This is a genomic window from Streptomyces sp. NPDC059008 (assembly GCF_042749045.1).
Taxonomy (GTDB): Bacteria; Actinomycetota; Actinomycetes; order Streptomycetales; family Streptomycetaceae; genus Streptomyces.
In genome coordinates this window covers 321,281-338,037 of sequence record NZ_JBHYJC010000001.1, presented here as the reverse complement: position 1 = coordinate 338,037, position 16,757 = coordinate 321,281, and the positions used below count along the sequence as shown (strand labels likewise).

Annotated in this window: 15 protein-coding genes and 1 pseudogene; 7 read left to right on the top strand and 9 right to left on the bottom strand. The window is 68.8% G+C overall.

The features are described from left to right. Nucleotides 1-33 precede the first annotated feature (33 nt). The 6 genes from murJ (at nt 34) to trxA (ending at nt 7,297) form a co-directional block, all read left to right on the top strand. Nucleotides 34-2,247 (top strand): murein biosynthesis integral membrane protein MurJ, encoded by a 2,214-nt coding sequence (murJ, locus tag ACFWZH_RS01540; protein WP_384424240.1) that lies wholly within the window; start codon nt 34-36, stop codon nt 2,245-2,247. A gap of 107 nt (nt 2,248-2,354) precedes the next feature. Continuing rightward, the gene (locus ACFWZH_RS01535; protein ID WP_384424239.1) at nt 2,355-4,076 is read left to right on the top strand and encodes a protein kinase family protein; all 1,722 of its coding nucleotides are present in this window, start codon (nt 2,355-2,357) and stop codon (nt 4,074-4,076) included. Between the two features lie 137 nt (nt 4,077-4,213). Further along, nucleotides 4,214-4,900 (top strand): RNA polymerase sigma factor SigM, encoded by a 687-nt coding sequence (gene sigM, locus ACFWZH_RS01530; RefSeq protein ID WP_384424238.1) that lies wholly within the window; start codon nt 4,214-4,216, stop codon nt 4,898-4,900. 2 nt (nt 4,901-4,902) lie between these two features. Then, a complete protein-coding gene (locus ACFWZH_RS01525; RefSeq protein ID WP_384424237.1) occupies nt 4,903-5,835 on the top strand; it encodes an anti-sigma factor family protein in 933 nt (310 codons plus the stop codon). A gap of 114 nt (nt 5,836-5,949) precedes the next feature. Further along, a complete protein-coding gene (gene trxB, locus ACFWZH_RS01520) occupies nt 5,950-6,924 on the top strand; it encodes a thioredoxin-disulfide reductase (protein ID WP_384424236.1) in 975 nt (324 codons plus the stop codon). A 46-nt stretch (nt 6,925-6,970) separates the two neighbouring features. Beyond that, entirely contained in the window at nt 6,971-7,297 is a 327-nt protein-coding gene (gene trxA, locus ACFWZH_RS01515) for a thioredoxin (RefSeq protein ID WP_384424235.1), read from the top strand. An 84-nt stretch (nt 7,298-7,381) separates the two neighbouring features. On the opposite strand, the gene ACFWZH_RS01510 is transcribed toward trxA, so the two are convergent. From ACFWZH_RS01510 to rpmH, 9 genes and pseudogenes are all read right to left on the bottom strand, one after another. Beyond that, nucleotides 7,382-7,999: a GNAT family N-acetyltransferase gene (locus ACFWZH_RS01510; RefSeq protein ID WP_384424234.1), complete on the bottom strand. Its 618-nt coding sequence runs from the start codon at nt 7,997-7,999 to the stop codon at nt 7,382-7,384. 308 nt (nt 8,000-8,307) lie between these two features. Then, complete coding sequence (locus ACFWZH_RS01505) at nt 8,308-9,408, bottom strand: ParB/RepB/Spo0J family partition protein (protein WP_384424233.1); 1,101 nt, start codon at nt 9,406-9,408, stop codon at nt 8,308-8,310. Beyond that, nucleotides 9,405-10,475 carry an AAA family ATPase gene (locus ACFWZH_RS01500; protein WP_384424619.1) on the bottom strand — a complete coding sequence of 357 codons (1,071 nt, stop codon included), beginning with the start codon at nt 10,473-10,475 and terminating at the stop codon, nt 9,405-9,407. Before ACFWZH_RS01500 ends, ACFWZH_RS01505 begins: the two co-directional genes overlap by 4 nt. 307 nt (nt 10,476-10,782) lie before the next feature. Next, nucleotides 10,783-11,508, bottom strand: a complete 726-nt coding sequence (gene rsmG, locus ACFWZH_RS01495; RefSeq protein ID WP_384424232.1) for a 16S rRNA (guanine(527)-N(7))-methyltransferase RsmG — start codon at nt 11,506-11,508, stop codon at nt 10,783-10,785. A 136-nt stretch (nt 11,509-11,644) separates the two neighbouring features. Beyond that, a complete protein-coding gene (locus ACFWZH_RS01490) occupies nt 11,645-12,151 on the bottom strand; it encodes a R3H domain-containing nucleic acid-binding protein (RefSeq protein WP_033267001.1) in 507 nt (168 codons plus the stop codon). A 14-nt stretch (nt 12,152-12,165) separates the two neighbouring features. Next, a complete protein-coding gene (yidC, locus tag ACFWZH_RS01485; RefSeq protein WP_384424231.1) occupies nt 12,166-13,293 on the bottom strand; it encodes a membrane protein insertase YidC in 1,128 nt (375 codons plus the stop codon). A gap of 3 nt (nt 13,294-13,296) precedes the next feature. Next, a complete protein-coding gene (yidD, locus tag ACFWZH_RS01480; protein WP_384424230.1) occupies nt 13,297-13,614 on the bottom strand; it encodes a membrane protein insertion efficiency factor YidD in 318 nt (105 codons plus the stop codon). A 95-nt stretch (nt 13,615-13,709) separates the two neighbouring features. Next, nucleotides 13,710-14,069: pseudogene (gene rnpA / locus ACFWZH_RS01475) on the bottom strand (ribonuclease P protein component); the annotation flags it as partial. Nucleotides 14,070-14,093: 24 nt separating this feature from the next. After that, a complete protein-coding gene (rpmH, locus tag ACFWZH_RS01470) occupies nt 14,094-14,231 on the bottom strand; it encodes a 50S ribosomal protein L34 (protein WP_003949374.1) in 138 nt (45 codons plus the stop codon). 375 nt (nt 14,232-14,606) lie between these two features. Between rpmH and dnaA the strand changes: the two genes are divergently transcribed. Further along, nucleotides 14,607-16,502: a chromosomal replication initiator protein DnaA gene (dnaA, locus tag ACFWZH_RS01465; RefSeq protein ID WP_384424229.1), complete on the top strand. Its 1,896-nt coding sequence runs from the start codon at nt 14,607-14,609 to the stop codon at nt 16,500-16,502. Nucleotides 16,503-16,757 lie beyond the last annotated feature (255 nt).

Here is a 16,757-nt window from a genome sequence, read left to right as displayed (position 1 = left end):
CGGATGGCCGGCGACGGATGAGGTGGGGCAGCGATGAATGCGCCGTACGACGGTGACCGGGGCCGGGGCGCCAATGGCGACCCCATGGGGCCGGTCCCTCCGACGCCCCCGTCCTCAGCGGACCATGATCCCTTTGTGCAGGACGCCTACCGCGACAGCCCGTACCGCGCGCCGGAGCCGATGGCCCAGGAGCCGGTGAACGAGGCACGCTACGACCGCCCCGCGCACCCCCCGGCGCAGCCCGCGCACCCGCTGTACCAGCAGCCGGCCGCGGGCCGCCCTACCCCCGACGCACAGCCGTGGCCCGCGCCTGCGCCCGCCGAGCCGCAGGGCCCCGGCCGCGATCTCCAGTACAGCGACGATGCCGCGACGATGCAGTTCATGGGCGTCGACGAGCGAGGCGCCCAGGCCGCCGGCGACCGTCCGGAGCCCGACGCCTTCGCGCATCTCTTCCGTGACCAGCAGCAGCCCTACGAGCCGCAGCGCCCGGCACCCGCCGGCCCGCCTGCCGCGCCCCCCGCTGCCGCCGCGACGCCCGCTCCGGAGGCCGTACCGCAGCAGACCGCTCCGGCTCCGGCGCCCGCCCCCGCGGCGGCGGCCGGCAAGCCCTCCGGCGGTCGCGCCTCCGGCCTGCTCAAGTCCAGTGCGGTGATGGCCGCCGGCACGATGGTGTCCCGTCTCACGGGCTTCATCCGCTCGGCTCTGATCGTCGCGGCGCTCGGCGGCGCGGTGCTCGGCGACTCCTGGCAGGTCGCCTACCAGCTCCCGACGATGATCTTCATCCTGACCATCGGCGGCGGTCTGAACTCCGTTTTCGTCCCGCAGCTGGTGCGGGCGATGAAGGAGGACGACGACGGCGGCGAGGCCTATGCCAACCGGCTGCTGACCCTGGTCGTCGTGGTCCTCGGCGTGCTGACGGTGGTGTCGGTGTTCGCCGCGCCGCTGCTGGTGAAGCTGGTCTCCTTCGACATCTCACGCGACCCCGCGGCCAACGAGGTCGCCGTCGCGTTCACCCGCTACTGCGTACCCACGATCTTCTTCATGGGTCTGCATGTGGTGATGGGGCAGATCCTCAACGCCCGCGGCCGCTTCGGCGCGATGATGTGGACCCCGGTCCTCAACAACATCGTCATGATCGCCACCTTCGGCCTGTTCATCTGGGTCTACGGCACGGCGAAGACCTCGCACATCGGCGTCACCACCATCCCCGACGAGGGCATCCGGCTCCTGGGCATCGGCACCCTCCTCGGGCTCGTCGTCCAGGCACTGGCGATGATCCCCTACCTGCGCGACGCCGATTTCCGGCTCCGGCTCCGCTTCGACTGGCGCGGCCACGGCCTGGGCAAGGCCGCCAAGCTCGCCAAGTGGACGGTGCTGTTCGTGCTCGCCAACCAGGCGGGCGTCCTCGTCGTCACCCAGCTGTCCACCTGGGCCGGCAACACCGCCGACCAGCAGGGCCACCCCGGCACCGGCTTCATCTCGTACGCCAGCGCCCAGCTGATCTGGAACATGCCGCAGGCGATCATCACCGTCTCCGTCATGGCGGCGCTGCTGCCGCGGCTGGCGCGGTCCGCCCACGACGGTGACACCGGAGCCGTCCGGGACGACATGTCGCAGGGGCTGCGCACCTCCGCGGTCGCCATCGTCCCGATCTCGTTCGGCTTCCTCTCCCTCGGCATCCCGCTGTGCACGCTGGTCTACGGCTCGTCCGGCGCCGGCATCCCGATGGGCTACATGCTGATGGCCTTCGGTGTGGGCCTGATCCCGTTCTCGGTGCAGTACGTCGTCCTGCGCGCCTTCTACGCGTACGAGGACACCCGCACCCCCTTCTACAACACGGTGATCGTCGCCGCGGTCAACGCCGCGGCCTCCGGGCTCTGCTTCCTGATCCTGCCCGCCCGCTGGGCCGTGGTCGGCATGGCGGCCTCCTACGGCCTGGCGTACATCATCGGCGTCGGTGTGGCCTGGCGGCGGCTGGGCAAGCGGATGGACGGCGATCTCGACACCGCTCATGTCGTGCGGACCTACGCACGGCTGGCCGGTGCCAGCATCCCGGCCACGATCGTCTCCGGAGCCGTGGTGTACGGAATCATGCAGACGCTCGGCAGCGGATTCCTCGGCTCGCTGGCCGCGCTGGTCGCCGGCATCGCCGCGCTGCTGGGCGTGTTCTACATCGCCGCACGCAAAATGCGCATCGAGGAAATGAACGCCCTGGTCGGCATGGTCCGGTCAAAGCTTGGGCGTTGATTGAGCACAACCATCGACTGCCACCGTGTGTCGTGCATAGTGGCGGACTGTGGGCACAATTGTCTTGGCTCATTGAGCCTGCAACGGATGGGGAGGCAGGAACGACGGTGGCGGAACGGAGCACGGCTGCCGTCGACGTGGCCGACACGAGCGGTGAAGAACCGCTGACCGCCAAGGCGGGTAAGGCCACGGACGACGGTGCTAAGGCCGAAAAGGTATCCGGCGGGGAACAGGACGCCGCACGCACCGATGAGCAGCGTGCCCAGGCGACCGAGGCCCAGCCACCGGAACTGCACAGCGGCCACAAGCTCGCGAGACGCTACCGGCTCGAGGAGTGCGTCACCCGTCTGGACGGATTCAGCAGCTGGCGTGCAGTGGACGAGAAGCTGCGCCGGGCCGTCGGCGTGCACATCCTGCCCGCCGACCATCCGCGGGCCCGGCCGGTGCTCTCCGCCGCCCGCTCCTCGGCTCTGCTCGGCGACCCCCGGTTCGTCCAGGTCCTGGACGCGGTCGAGGAGAACGACCTCGTCTACGTCGTCCATGAGTGGCTGCCGGACGCCACGGAACTCACCACCGTGCTGGCCAACGGACCGCTCGAGCCGCACGACGCGTACCAACTCGTCAGCCAGGTCTCCCAGGCCATGGCCGCCGCACACCGCGAGGGCCTCTCCCATCTGCGGATCACCCCCGGTTCGGTGCTGCGCACGGAGTCCGGGCAGTACCGCATCCGTGGTCTCGCCGTCATGGCGGCGCTGCGCGGCATCACCTGTGAGCACCCTCAGCGCACGGACACCGAGGCGATCGGCGCACTGCTGTACGCCGCGCTGACCCAGCGCTGGCCGTACGAGAACGACGCCCACGGCCTGACCGGCCTGCCCAAGGGCGTCGGGCTGATCGCTCCCGACCAGGTGCGCGCCGGCGTCCACCGCGGGCTTTCCGAGCTGGCCATGCGTGCCCTGATCAACGACGGCGCCACGGCTTCCCGCCAGGAGCAGCCCTGCACCACCCCGGAGGAGCTGGCCAAGGCCGTTGCGGCCATGCCGCGTATCCGGCCTCCGGAGACGGCGTTCACCACGCCGCCGCCGTATCAGCGCACGGGGTACCAGCAGGGCAACTACCGGCAGTCGTCGGCGCACAACGGCCAGGCCTCCCGGCAGACCCAGCCCGTTCCCACGCCTCCGCCGCCGCTGCAGAGCCGCACCGGCCGGGCGCTGAAGTGGTCCGTCTCCGCGCTGCTGATCGCGGCGCTGGGGCTGGGCAGCTGGCAGCTCGCGGACACGCTGCTGAAGCGGGAGAACGACCAGGAGGACCCGGGGAACTCGCAGACCAGCGGCGGCCCGGCCAAGAAGCCCGGCGGCAAGCCGATCAAGATCGAGAACGCCGTCGAGTACTACCCGGACGGCAAGCCCCAGCACCCCGAACAGGCGCGGGACACCCACGACGGGGACCCCGGCACGTACTGGCGCAGCAAGAGCTACCAAGAGGGCCCCGATCTGAATCCGGCCTTCAAGCAGGGCGTGGGCCTCGTCTACGACCTGGGGTCGCCACAGCAGATAAGCAGCGCGTCGATCGGCCTCCACTACATCGGCAAGCACACGACCGTGACGCTCTACGCGGCCAATTCGCTCTCGCCGTCCGAGCCGCTGAGCTCCATGCGCAAGCTGGGTTCGGGCCAGGCAGACGGGTCGAACGTGAACATCAAGCTGAAGCCGACGGCGAAGGCGCGCTACGTCCTCGTCTGGATCACCGCGATGCCCTATGCGCCGCGTGACGAGTTCAGCGATCCCGGCTACAAGCAGGGCGTGACAGAGGTGTCGTTCACCAGCTGAGCAGGTGGTGCGTGCGGACGCCGTCCGCAACGGTGTGCGGGGCTCCGGTCGGATATCCGGCCAGAGTCCCGCATTTACTTTCGTCACCCGGCGGGCTTCAATGGGACCGAGATCAGGCAGCTACGGCCGGGGGGCCCGTGTCCACCGACAGTGATGAGGCGACACCAACAGACGCCGATCTCCTCGCGTTGCATGTAAAGGGCGACCCTGATGCATTCGGGGAGATCGTCCGGCGGCACCGCGACCGGCTCTGGGCAGTGGCACTGCGCACGCTGGGCGACCGTGAGGAAGCCGCCGACGCCGTGCAGGACGCCCTGGTCTCCGCCTATCGTGCGGCCCACACCTTCCGCGGCCAGTCCGCCGTGACGACCTGGTTGCACCGCATCACGGTCAACGCCTGTCTGGACCGGGCCCGTAAGGCCGCCTCCCGGCGCACCTCGCCCGTCGCCGAGACCGAGCGGCTGGAGCAGCTGCTCGAGCCCGAGGAATCCGCCGCCGCCCCCGCTGAGCGCCAGGATCTGTACCGGGAGCTGCTGAGTGCGCTGCGCACACTCCCGGAGGAGCAGCGTGCCGCTCTCGTCCTCGTCGATATGCAGGGCTACCCCGTCGCGGAGGCTGCCGCAGTCCTCGATATCCCGACCGGGACGGTGAAGAGCCGCTGCGCACGGGGCCGCGCTCGGCTCCTGCCCTTGGTCACCCATCTGCGCGCTGACGGCGGGGGTAGCGAACCCGCGAGCCGGGGAAGGAACCGGGCGCAGGGGACATCCGTCCCACCGACGGCAGGGCCGAAGGACACAGGTGCCGTGAAGGGCGGAGGTGGGTGAGCGTGACGTCGACGACCGGCACGGGTGAGCACCCGGAGGTCTCGGAGATCTCCGACCTCACGGACGGGCTGCTCTCCCCCTCGCGCACCGCAGATCTGCGCGACCACCTCGCCGCCTGCGCGCTGTGCGAGGACGTCTATGAGTCCCTGGAGGAGATCCGGGGGCTGCTCGGCACGCTCCCCGGGCCGGCGCGGATGCCGGCGGATGTCGCCGGGCGCATCGATGCCGCCCTCGCCGCCGAGGCGCTGCTGGACGCCACCGCTCCTGGCGCCGAGGGGCATGTTTCACGTGAAACAGCCACCGCGCAGATCACTGTTTCACGTGAAACCGACGCCGAGTCCCCCCGCCGCGCAACACCGTCCACCCGACCCGCCGGACGGCCTCGGGGCGCCTCCGGCCCGGGGCGCCCGACAGCAGGTGGTCGCTCGTCCCGTGCACGCCGCTGGCCGCGGATTCTGCTCGGCACCGCAGCGGCTGCCGCGATCTTCAGCTTCGGTGGCCTTCTGCTCCAGAACGCCGCCATGGACAGCACCCAGGGCCACCACCAGGATCGGCCCACCGCGACCACCGAGAAGAGCATGAACGGTGCGGCCGGCCTCACAGCCGCCAGCCTTGAATCACATGTCCGCGCTCTGCTGACGTCCAAGGGCTCGCACAAGTCCCCTGACATCGGTGCGCAGAGCCTCCCCGAGACCCCGCTGCGGGGCGGTGCCGACACGATTCCGTCCTGTGTCCGCCAGGGCATCGGGCGCCCCGAAGCGCCGCTCGCGTCCAGCCACACCCGCTACCAGGGCAAGGACGCCTTCCTCGTGGTCCTGCCGGATCCGACCGATGCACGGCGGGTCTCGGCGTATGTCGTCGCCTCCTCGTGCGTCTCCGCCACGCCGCCGGCTCCCGGAAAGGTCCTGCTGTCGCACTCGTACCAGCGAGACTGAACGACGAGAAGTGCGCTGTGACACTCCGGGAATGCTCGCCCCGTAGGATCCGTTGGGTGGGGTGAGAGTTCCCCGAGCCCCAGCAAGCAGTCGGCAGAGACAAGGAAGACACCCGTGAGCGACGTCCGCAACGTGATCATCATCGGCTCCGGGCCCGCGGGCTACACCGCAGCGCTCTACACCGCCCGCGCGTCCCTGAAGCCGCTCGTCTTCGAAGGTGCCGTCACCGCCGGAGGCGCGCTGATGAACACCACCGACGTGGAGAACTTCCCCGGTTTCCGCGACGGCATCATGGGGCCGGACCTCATGGACAACATGCGCGCCCAAGCCGAGCGCTTCGGTGCCGAACTCGTGCCGGACGACATCGTCGCGGTCGATCTCTCCGAAGAGATCAAGACGGTCACCGACACCACAGGAAACGTGCACCGGGCCAAGACGGTCATCGTCAGCACCGGCTCCCAGCACCGCAAGCTCGGCCTGCCCCGCGAGGACGAGCTGTCCGGCCGCGGTGTCTCCTGGTGCGCCACGTGCGACGGGTTCTTCTTCAAGGACCAGGACATCGCCGTCATCGGCGGCGGCGACACCGCGATGGAGGAGGCCACCTTCCTCTCCCGCTTCGCCAAGTCGGTCACGGTCGTCCACCGCCGTGACGTCCTGCGCGCCAGCAAGGCGATGCAGGATCGTGCCTTCGCCGACCCGAAGATCAAGTTCGTCTGGGACAGCGAGGTCGCCGAGATCCACGGCGAGAACAAGCTCTCGGGTCTGACGCTGCGCAACGTCAAGACCGGTGAGACCTCCGAGCTCCCCGTGACGGGCCTGTTCATCGCGATCGGCCATGACCCGCGGACCGAGCTGTTCAAGGGCCAGCTGACTCTCGACGACGAGGGATACCTCAAGGTCGACGCGCCCAGCACCCGCACCAACCTGCAGGGTGTCTTCGCCGCGGGCGATGTCGTGGACCACACCTACCGTCAGGCGATCACCGCTGCCGGTACGGGCTGCTCTGCCGCCCTCGACGCTGAGCGCTTCCTCGCCGCGCTGTCGGACGGCGAGGCGACCGCCGAGCCGGAGAAGACCGCCTCCGCCTGACCCGCGCACCCTGCTTTCCCAACACCCACTCAGTAAGGAGATTGCCATGGCCGGCGCCACGGTGACCGTCACGGACGCCAACTTCGAAGAGGTCGTCCTCAACAGCGACAAGCCCGTCCTCGTGGACTTCTGGGCCACCTGGTGCGGCCCGTGCCGCCAGATCGCCCCGTCCCTCGAGGCCATTGCCGCCGAGCACGACGAGATCGTCATCGCCAAGCTGAACACCGACGAGAACCCGGCGACCACCGCCAAGTACGGCGTCATGTCGATTCCGACGATGAACGTCTACAAGGGCGGCGAGGTCGTGAAGACCATCGTCGGCGCCAAGCCGAAGGCCGCCATCGAGCGCGACCTGGCGGACTTCCTCGCCTGAGACACGCCGTTTGTTTCACGTGAAACGGGCCCGCCCTCATCGAGGGGGCGGGCCCGTTCTCTGTTTCACGTGAAACAGACTGCCTTACAGCGGTCGCAGGGCGGGTTCCTTCTGGACGGCTCCCAGCAGACGGTCGAGCGCCAGCTCCACATCTTCCTTCCACGAGAGAGTGGTGCGCAGCTCAAGGCGCAGCCGCGGAAAGCGGGGGTGGGGTCGTACGGTCTTGAAGCCCACCGCGAGAAGATGGTCTGCGGGCAGTACACACGCCGGCTCGGTCCAGCGCGCGTCGCCGAACGCCTCGATGGCCTTGAACCCGCGCTGGATCAGGTCCTTGGCGACCGTCTGAACCATCACTCGCCCCAGCCCCTGCCCCTGGAATCCGGGGGTCAGCCACGCCGTCAGCAGCTGCACCGCGTCCGGCGACACCGGACTGGTGGGAAAGGCCATGGAGCGCGGCACATAGGCCGGCGGGGCATACATCACGAAGCCGGCCGGCACCTCGTCGACATAGACGACCCGCCCGCAGGACCCCCACTCCAGCAGCACCGCCGAGATCCAGGCTTCCTTCTCCAGCTCGGGACGCCCCGCCTTTACCGCAGCCTCGCCGCTGACGGGGTCGAGCTCCCAGAAGACACAGGAGCGGCAGCGCTTGGGGAGATCCGGAAGGTTGTCCAGCGTGAGCGGTACGAGCCGACGGCCCATGAAGCCAGGTCCTCACTTCTCTCACCTGCCGCACCACGCAGCGCCGTCAGCGCCGCCTGCTCCCTGAGCAGACCACCAACGAACCCTCCGACGGCTGCGAGGCCGAACCCCGCCGCCAGCAGTCCGGTGCGGCTCACCGATCGCATGGCCCTCTCCTCGCTGTGAGGTGTCTCCACGTGGATCCGTGCCATACCCGAACGCATCGTATCCACCCTTTACGGGCACCGGTAGCGCGCGAGAGCAAAGGGCGGGCCGTGTTCCGGTATGGATTCCGGAACACGGCCCGCCCAGCTGCCGACGGTGTCAGCTCACTCTTCCTCGTTCTTCTCCTCGGCCAGCGTCTGGCCCAGGACAGGTCCCTCACCGGGGGCGAGAGTGCCGAGGATGCGCTCAAGATCTTCTATCGAGGCGAACTCGACAACGATCTTGCCCTTCTTCTGCCCCAGGTCGACCTTCACCCGGGTCTCGAAGCGGTCGGACAAACGGGAGGCAAGGCCGGTCAGCGCGGGGGACACCCGGGTACCGGCACGCGGCCCCTTCGCCTTGCTCGCGCTCTTGGGAGCCGAGCCCATCAGCTTCACGATCTCCTCGACCGTGCGCACCGACAGCCCTTCCGCCACGATGCGGTGCGCCAGGTGCTCCTGCTCCTCCGGTTCCTCCACGGAGAGCAGGGCACGGGCGTGGCCCGCGGAGAGCACGCCCGCGGCGAGCCGGTTCTGCACGGACGGGGAGAGGTTCAGCAGACGCAAGGTGTTGGAGACCTGCGGACGCGAGCGCCCGATCCGGTCGGCCAGCTCGTCATGCGTGCACTTGAAGTCCTTCAGCAACTGGTCGTAGGCGGCAGCCTCTTCCAGCGGGTTGAGCTGTGCCCGGTGCAGGTTCTCCAGGAGCGCGTCGAGGAGCAGCTTCTCATCGTCGGTGTCCCGGACGATGGCGGGAATCTTCTCCAGTCCGGCCTCACGGGACGCCCGCCAGCGGCGCTCGCCCATGATGAGCTCGTACTTCTCGGGTGCCGTCTGACGCACCACCACCGGCTGGAGCAGACCCACCTCCTTGATGGAGGTGATCAGCTCGGCAAGCGCATCCTCGTCGAAGACCGTCCGCGGCTGGCGCGGATTGGGCTTGATCGCGTCCAGCGGCACCTCGGCGAAGTGCGCACCGACGACCTCCGAAAGGCCCTCTGCCGATGCCTCGGTCCCGGCCGCCGCCTCTGTTTCACGTGAAACACCGTGCGCCGGCAGCGACGTCACCTTGGCGGCCGCCACTCCTCGCTCCGGGGCCAGCACCGGTACGGACGACGGTGACGTCGCCCCCTGTCCCACCGCAGGCCCGACATGATCCGTGCTCTGCGGTGCCGCGGGGATCAGCGCACCGAGCCCACGGCCCAGGCCTCTACGTCGTTCGCTCACTGATTCCCCTCCGAGATGCTGTGCTGTGCTTCGTAGTTGACGCTGAGGCCCTGGCCCCCGGTCTGCGGGGCCCCACGCAACGCGATCTCCCGGGCCGCTTCGAGATAGGAGAGCGAGCCGCTGGATCCCGGGTCGTAGGTGAGCACTGTCTGCCCGTAGCTGGGTGCCTCGGAGATGCGGACCGAGCGGGGAATGCTCGTACGGAGCACCTCGTGGCCGAAGTGGTTGCGCACCTCGTCGGCGACCTGGGAGGCCAGGCGAGTACGTCCGTCGTACATCGTGAGCAGGATCGTCGAGACATGGAGCTGGGGGTTGAGATGGCCCCGCACCAGGTCGACGTTCCGCAGCAGCTGGCCCAGACCCTCCAGCGCGTAGTACTCACACTGAATCGGGATCAGTACCTCGGCTCCGGCGACCAGAGCGTTGACGGTCAGCAGGCCGAGCGAGGGCGGGCAGTCGATGAAGATGTAGTCCAGCGGCTGTTCATACGCCTTGATGGCCCGGTCCAGCCGGCTCTCCCGTGCCACCAGGGAGACCAGCTCGATCTCGGCACCGGCCAGATCGATCGTGGCGGGAGCACAGAACAGCCCCTCCACATCCACGACCGGCTGCACCACATCGGAGAGCGGCTTGCTCTCCACCAGCACGTCATAGATCGACGGCACTTCGGAGTGGTGGTCGATACCCAGCGCCGTCGATGCGTTGCCCTGAGGGTCGAGGTCGATCACCAGAACCCGTGCCCCGTGCAGGGCAAGTGAGGCCGCCAGGTTCACGGTCGTGGTGGTCTTGCCCACCCCGCCCTTCTGGTTGGCAACCACCATGACCCGAGTCTGTTCAGGCCGGGGCAGCCCCTCACCCGCGCGGCCAAGTGCCTCCACCGCCAGCTGAGCTGCACGACCGATCGGGGTGTCGTCCATCGGGGGCGGCGTTTCACGTGAAACGTCGTCCCCGAACGACTCGCTACGGGGACCGGGGACCGGATCGGTCATCGGTCCCGCGATGTTGGCGTCGGACCGCAAGGATTCACTCTCCTCGACATCAGGCTCGCAATGTTCAGAGCCTGCCATGCTTTCGGTGTCGTGAACCAGTGAGGTCCGTTCTCCTGTGGACGAATCCACATCTGTGGATACTTCCGTGACCCTTGTGGGCTTACGGTCGCGCGGCGCGGCGGCCGCACGACCGCGACCGATGATCCCTTGCAGCAGAGAACGACGTTTCACGTGAAACACGATGCCAGCGTCACGCCCGAATAAGCCGCGACACTCCGTCTTGGGTGGTTTTGATGGCGTTTACGGAATTAGCCCGTTCCCCTATTTCGCGGAACGGGACATCCCTCGCCTCAATGCCGGACTGATGCGCACCGGCACAGGAACGTCAGCGCCGGCGCCCCCTCGACGCACGGCTGACCCGGGCCGCCTTCGCCCGCTTGGCCGCGAAACGCACACCGCCGGGGCTCTCGCCCACCTCGACCCGCACCACGGTCGTCGGCGGATCCACCACGCCCTCGCCCACCTGCACCACCGAGGTCTCCACCACACCGAGCTTGCTCAGTGCCGCCCGGGCGCCCTTGAGCTCCTCCTCCGCGGCATCGCCCTTGAGCGCCAGCATCTCGCCGTACGGGCGCAGCAGCGGAACGCCCCAGCCGGCGAGCCGGTCGAGCGGCGCGACGGCGCGCGCGGTCACCACATGCACCTGGGGAAGCTTGCCCATGACCTCTTCGGCTCGCCCCCGCACCACCGTGACGTGGTCAAGGCCGAGCAGCTCGACGACTTCCTGGAGGAAGTTCGTCCGCCGCAGCAGCGGCTCCAGGAGCGTGATCTTCAGATCCGGGCGTACCAGCGCCAGCGGGATGCCGGGCAGCCCGGCCCCCGAACCCACATCGCACACCGAGACGCCCTCGGGCACCACCTCGGAGAGCACCGCGCAGTTCAACAGGTGCCGCTCCCACAGCCGCGGCACCTCACGCGGGCCGATCAGCCCTCGCTTCACACCCGCGTCGGCGAGCAGTTCGCCGTACCGCACGGCCTCAGGAAAGCGCTCGCCGAATACCTCCTGCGCCGCCTTCGGCGCAGGAGGGAGCTCCGCTGCTGCCTCCGTCACGGGAACCGCCCTTCCTCTGGACTGCTTTTCCTGCCGGGAACCCGGGCCTACTCACCCGGAATAACACAGAACGCTGACAACTTTTGGCCCCGCCTGCGAGCAGACGGGGCCAAAGAAAAACGGGAGTGCTGAGCGGTCAGGCCGGGAGGACGACCACGCGACGCTGCGGCTCCTCGCCCTCGGACTCGCTGCGCAGCCCGGCCGCGGCCACGGCGTCGTGGACGACCTTGCGCTCGAACGGCGTCATCGGGTCGAGCTTCACCGGCTGACCGGTGCCCTTGGCCTCCTCGGCCGCCTTCGCGCCGATCTCCGTGAGCTGCTCGCGCTTGCGCGCCCGGAAGCCGGCGATGTCGAGCATCAGACGGCTGCGGTCACCGGTCTCCCGGTGCACGGCCAGCCGGGTCAGCTCCTGCAGCGCCTCCAGCACCTCGCCGTCACGGCCCACCAGCTTCTGCAGGTCGCGGCTGGTCGAGTCGCTGATGATCGACACCGCGGCGCGGTCGGCCTCGACGTCCATGTCGATGTCACCGTCGAGGTCGGCGATGTCCAGCAGACCCTCGAGGTAGTCGGCCGCGATCTCGCCCTCCTGCTCCAGGCGGGTCAGGGTGTCGGTGCCCTCGGCGGCAGGGGTCGTGTCCGTCACGAAAGGACTCCTTCTTACTTCTTCGACGGGTGCTTGGGGCGCTGCTGGCCCTTGCGCTGTCCGGACTTGGCGGTGCGGGACCCGGAGGCGCCGCCCTTCTCCTTGCCGTCCTGCGTGTCCTTCTTCTCCAGCGACTGCTTCTTCGCTCCGCCCTGCTCAGCGCCCGCCGCCCCGGCACGCGTACGCTGCGCGCCGCCGGCGGCCGGAGCACCACCGGTCTGCCGCTTGGCCTTCGTCTGGCGCTTGGGCTGCTGGCGGTTCTGACGCGCCTCCTCGGCGGCCTTCTTCGCCGCGATCTCGGCGGGGGCCTCGACCAGCTTGCCCGCGGCCCGCAGACGCGCCTGGCGCTCCTCGAAGGCCTTGCTGCCCGGAGTCGGGTTACGACGGATGACGAACATCTGCTGGCCCATGGTCCACACGTTGGTGGTCAGCCAGTAGACGAGAACACCGACGGGGAAGTTGATACCGAAGACGGCGAACATGATCGGGAAGACGTACATCAGCATCTTCTGCTGCTGCATGAACGGCGTCTTCACCGTCAGGTCGACGTTCTTGGTCATCAGCTGGCGCTGGGTGAAGAACTGCGACGCCGACATCAGGACGATCATGATGACCGTGACCACGCGGACATCGGTCACCGAGGCGCCCAGGCTCTGGATCTTCTCCGCGCTGTCCATGAACTTCGCGGCCAGCGGCGCACCGAAGATGTGCGCCTTGTTCGCGCTGTTCAGCAGCGACTGGTTGATGACGCCGACGGTCTCGTTGTTCGCGATGTGGTTCAGGACCTGGTACAGCGCGATGAAGAACGGCGACTGGGCCAGAATCGGGAGACAGCTCGAGAGCGGGTTGGTGCCCGTCTCCTTGTAGAGCTTCATCATCTCTTCGGACTGGCGCTGCTTGTCGCTCTTGTAGCGCTCCTGGATCGCCTTCATCTTCGGCTGGAGCGCCTGCATGTTCCGCGTCGACTTGATCTGCTTCACGAAGAGCGGGATCAGGCAGATACGGATCAGCACCACCAGCGAGACGATGGACAGACCCCACGCCGCGCCACTGTTCTTGTCAAAGATGAGGCTGTAGAACGAGTGGAACTGGACGATGATCCAGGAAACGGCGTAATAGAGAGGATTCAGGATCGTGTCCACGAATCAGGCTCCTTGGGCGTTGGGCTGAGTCTCGGGCTGGGCGGCGGGCTCATGGGCAGCAGTCCCGCCCAGACGGCTCCTCAGCCGCTGGTGCCAGACCGGACGCTTCCGGGGAGGGACGTGGTCGACGCCACCGAGCGACCACGGGTTGCAGCGCAGGATGCGCCAGGCCGTCAGCGCAGTCCCTTTCACCGCGCCGTGCCGGTCGATGGCCGTATAGCCATAGTGCGAGCACGACGGGTAGTACTTGCAGACCGGGCCCAGCAGGGGGCTGATGGTCCACTGATAGATCTTGATCAAAAGCAGCAGCGGGTACTTCACTGTGCGCTCCCTCCCGGGCCCCGGCCGGGGTTCCGGGAGCCCGCGGCGCTGCCGCCGCCGGTCACAGCCCCCGGGGGATTGCAGCCTTTCGGCACCCCTCCCAGCAGCCGCTCAAGGGCGGCGTCCAGGTCGCGGGCCAGCTGTTCGTGATCCGCGTCACCCGCGCCGGGCAGGGCCCGTACGACAACCAGGCTACCGGCGGGCAGCCGGTCCAGCCGGTCGCGCAGGAGATGGCGGAGTCTGCGCTTGACCCTGTTGCGCACGACCGCGATGCCAACGGCCTTGCTGACGACGAAACCCGCACGCGCCGGGGGAAGGCATTCCCCCGCTGCGTGCGGGTCCGTTGCACCGCTACGACAATGAACGACAAGGAGCGGGCGCCCGGCCCTGCGTCCCCGGCGTACCGCGGTCGCAAAGTCCTCGCGCCGCCTCAGCCGATTTTCGGTAGGCAGCACGTCATGGACCTAGGTTCGGGCTGCTCAGGCCGACAGGCGGGCGCGACCCTTGCCACGGCGGGACGCGAGGATCGCGCGACCGGCGCGGGTCCGCATGCGCAGACGGAAGCCGTGGGTCTTCGCGCGGCGGCGGTTGTTCGGCTGGAAGGTGCGCTTGCTCACTCGGGGGCTCCAGGAATGCTTGTTGTCTCAAGCGAGACAGATGTGGGGCGTCGTTGGCTGTCACCGTGCGCCCACGAGTAGCTCGCAACGCCTAAGTGCACCGCTACACGATCACCAGAGCGCGATCTTTGCCCATCGGAGGCAGGCGGCAGCAGCCATCGACAACTCGACCTGGTCACGGTACGCGCGGCTACGCCATCCGGTCAAACCGGCTCCTCGGCAGCACGAGGAGGCGCCTGTCAGGACACACTATGCACAGCCTGTGGACAACAACTTGAATCCCCAGGCCCGCCCTGACTACCGTGGCTGAACTCCGATTCCTTCCCGCCCGTCCTGAGAATCACACATTCGTGGGACTGTGAGAGAGCGTGCCCTGTGGCTGATGTACCTGCCGATCTTGCCGCAGTGTGGCCCCGCGTGCTCGACCATCTCCTCCGGGCGGAAGCCGACGGCCTCAAGCCCAAGGACCAGGACTGGCTCAAGCGCACCCAGCCGCTGGCGCTGGTCGCCGACACCGCGCTGCTCGCCGTCCCCAACGAATTCGCCAAGGGCGTGCTCGAGGGCCGGCTGGCACCGCTGATCGGGGAAGCCCTCAGCCATGAGTGCGGCCGGCCGATCCGGATCGCGATCACCGTCGACGACTCCTCCGAGGAGCCCCCGGCTCCGGCCGCGCCCACGCCGTCGCAGCACCAGCAGCACCAGTCGCCGCAGCAGCAGGCCCCGCACCACCAGCATCCGCATCAGTCACCGCAGCAGCACGACGCGTATGACTACGAGCGCCGCCACGACACCCGGCAGGGCTACGGGCACCAGGGCGACGACATGCCCGGCGTCCGGCCCGCCTACCCCGACTACCAGCAGCCCCGGCACGAGCCCGGCTCCTGGCCGCAGCACTCCGCCCCCCTTGCCGGCGGCCCCGGACCGCGTGACGACTACGGCTGGCAGCAGCAGCACCTCGGCGGCTTCCCCGAGCGCGACCCCTACGCCTCCCCCTCGCATGTACAGCAGCACCAGCAGCACCAGAACGACTACCGTGCGCAGGCCCCCGACCGCAGCGGACCGCCGCAGCACTCCGACGGCGGGCGCTCCGCGTACGAACAGCAGCGCCGTGATCTCACCGAGCACCAGCCCGGCGGGCACAACGGCCGCTCCGGTCCCGGCGCCGTACTGCCCGCACCCAGCGGTGCGCCCGGCCCGCTCGCCGCGCAGCCCGCGCCGGCGACCGGCCCCGGTGAGCCGACCGCGCGGCTGAACCCGAAGTACCTCTTCGACACCTTCGTCATCGGGGCCTCGAACCGCTTCGCGCACGCCGCCGCGGTCGCCGTCGCCGAGGCCCCGGCCAAGGCGTACAACCCCCTGTTCATCTACGGGGAGTCCGGCCTCGGCAAGACCCATCTGCTGCATGCGATCGGGCACTACGCGCGGAGCCTGTACCCGGGGACCCGGGTGCGGTACGTGAGCTCGGAGGAGTTCACCAACGAGTTCATCAACTCCATCCGCGACGGCAAGGCGGACGCGTTCCGCAAGCGCTACCGCGACATGGACATCCTGCTGGTCGACGACATCCAGTTCCTGGCGAGCAAGGAGTCGACGCAGGAGGAGTTCTTCCACACCTTCAACACGCTGCACAACGCCAACAAGCAGATCGTGCTCTCCAGTGACCGGCCGCCCAAGCAGCTGGTCACCCTGGAGGACCGGCTGCGCAACCGCTTCGAGTGGGGCCTGATCACCGACGTCCAGCCGCCCGAGCTGGAGACCCGGATCGCGATCCTGCGCAAGAAGGCGGTGCAGGAGCAGCTGAACGCGCCACCGGAGGTGCTGGAGTTCATCGCGTCCCGCATCTCGCGCAACATCCGCGAGCTGGAGGGCGCGCTGATCCGGGTCACCGCGTTCGCCTCGCTCAACCGGCAGCCCGTCGACCTGGGGCTGACCGAGATCGTGCTGAAGGATCTGATCCCCGGGGGCGAGGATGCCGCGCCGGAGATCACCGCGACCGCGATCATGGCGTCCACCGCCGACTACTTCGGGCTGACCATCGACGATCTGTGCGGCTCCTCGCGCAGCCGGGTGCTGGTGACCGCCCGGCAGATCGCCATGTACCTGTGCCGCGAGCTGACCGATCTCTCGCTGCCGAAGATCGGCGCGCAGTTCGGCGGCCGGGACCACACGACCGTGATGCACGCCGACCGCAAGATCCGCGCGCTGATGGCCGAGCGCCGCTCGATCTACAACCAGGTCACCGAACTCACCAACCGCATCAAGAACGGCTGAGGCCACCGGCCACCGCCACAGGCGCGCCCAGGGCGCCCCGGGATCCGCTCCCGGGGCGCCCTGGGCGTATGGAGAGCAAGGGCCGAGGCGTCAGGCGCCAGAACGCGGGGTGGCGGCGCCCGACGGAGCGTTCCCGTACCGCTCCCGTACTGCCTCAGAGCCGCCCGGAGCCGCTGATTCCCGCTCCCGGAGCCGTCCCGGTCCCCTCCCGGACCCGTCCCAAACCTGTGGAGCGCGCCAGCCGTGTTCGATTCC

Excerpts from the sequence above, each read along its gene's own strand:
- ACFWZH_RS01510 (WP_384424234.1), bottom strand. The coding sequence starts at position 7,999 with ATGGGCCGTCGGCTCGTACCGCTCACGCTGGACAACCTTCCGGATCTC.
- murJ (WP_384424240.1), top strand. The coding sequence starts at position 34 with ATGAATGCGCCGTACGACGGTGACCGGGGCCGGGGCGCCAATGGCGAC.
- ACFWZH_RS01500 (WP_384424619.1), bottom strand. The coding sequence starts at position 10,475 with ATGGCAGGCTCTGAACATTGCGAGCCTGATGTCGAGGAGAGTGAATCC.
- trxA (WP_384424235.1), top strand. The coding sequence starts at position 6,971 with ATGGCCGGCGCCACGGTGACCGTCACGGACGCCAACTTCGAAGAGGTC.